The following is a 1547-nucleotide window of genomic DNA, read 5'->3' as shown; positions in this document are numbered from 1 at the left end:
TCTTGCAGCGGACGGATTTCGGGCGTGCGCATGCCAGCATTCTATTGAGGACCGAGCAGCCGATGGCGACTTCCGTCCGCTGCGCTCCGAATGAGGCGCCCGCAGCCGGTGTCCGATGATCGATTTGTAACGACCGATCGCGGTCTCGACCAGGGATCGTTTTCCGTAGCCGGTCGCGACCTGCCACTTCATTCGGCCATCAGTGTTGATCGCCGCAATGTGTCGGTCTCGCTGGCTCGAAGGATCGGCGTCCGGCCGTTCCACCGCATTGGCGCGTGGCGGAATGACCACGACAGCACCGGCACTGTGCCTGGTGACGGCGTCATAGGTCGGATTGCCGTCATAGGCGCCATCGGCCGCGAACTGGCCACCGCGCGTCGTGCGCTTCGGCGCCTGCCAGGACGACAGTGCCTCCGGTGTCATCCAAAGCGTCAGACTTCCGCGCCGTCGAAGGCCGCCTCATATTCCGACCAGTTCGTGACCTTGAACTTCATCTTGCCAATGCGATGGCGGCGGGAGGCATTGTGTTTGAAAGGCATCGTGACGAAGACCGGTTATTGCGATTGCCGATCACCTACGACAACGCCATTAACGAACCGCGCACCATGTGTAGACACCCGGTTGGCAAGAGGAATCTTTGGGTCGGCATTTGCGCGTTGTCGGGTGCTGACATGTGTCCGGCCTGTTGTGCGGCTTTCTCATATGCCGCTGGCCCGTATGGTGTTCGCAGGTCAGGTCCAAATCAACGCCGCGTGCTCTTGAGACACTTTGGTGCGCACTGGTTTTCCTGATCCCGTCTCACGACCGTTGCGCCATACTTCCAATGACCTCTCTCGCCGCGACGTCCCCCTCGGTTACGTTGGCGTTAAGCCGCAGCAACCGGAGCTCTGTATATTCCTCCCCTGGACATGATCGCCCAGACGATGCGCGCCATCTTATTGGCAAGCGCCACTCTCACCAGCATCGGTGGTTTGCGCGCCAGTATCCTGGCCAGCCATGATCCAGGCGCTGCTCCCTTGCGGGCGCGCCACACGACCTCGCTATTGGCTCCCATGATCAGGAGCCGCCGCAGAGATCGTTCCCCCATCTTCGTCGTGGAGCCGAGACGTTGCTTGCCGCCTGTCGAATGTTGTCGCGGCACGAGCCCAAGCCATGCGGCAAAGTCCCGTCCACGTTTGAAAGTTTCCGGCGATGGTGCAAGCGCCACCAGTGCGCTGGCAATCAGCGGCCCAATTCCGGGAATTGTCATCAACCGACGCACTGTCTCATCTTCACGGGCCCGGCGCACGATCTGCGCATCCAGCGCCCGGATCTGGTCATTCAATTGCGACAAGGTCGCCGTCAGAAACCGCAGAGCAGTCCGTGCCGTTTCCGGAAGCGCTGTTTGCGGATCCTCGACCATCGCGAACAGTTTCGGACCGTAGCCCAAGCCCTGCGGTGCCACCTCGCCGAATTCTGCCAGATGGCCACGCAGCGCATTGATGGTCTGCGTTCGTTGCCGAATCAGCAGATCGCGGGTGCGTAATACCACTGCTGCTCCTCGTGTC

General features: G+C 61.1%; 1 protein-coding gene and 1 pseudogene. Both read right to left on the bottom strand.

Features of this window, described 5'->3' with window-relative positions; genetic code table 11:
• Positions 1 to 539: pseudogene (locus FHT73_RS29275) on the bottom strand (transposase); the annotation flags it as partial.
• A gap of 326 nt (positions 540 to 865) precedes the next feature.
• On the bottom strand, positions 866 to 1547 hold a 682-nt coding region (locus FHT73_RS29270; protein ID WP_183716547.1), incomplete at its 5' end, for an IS110 family transposase.

Origin of the sequence: Rhizobium sp. BK098 (genome assembly GCF_014193155.1) — a bacterium.
In the GTDB taxonomy this organism is placed as follows: domain Bacteria; phylum Pseudomonadota; class Alphaproteobacteria; order Rhizobiales; family Rhizobiaceae; genus Rhizobium.
This window is presented reverse-complemented; position numbering and strand designations above follow the sequence as displayed.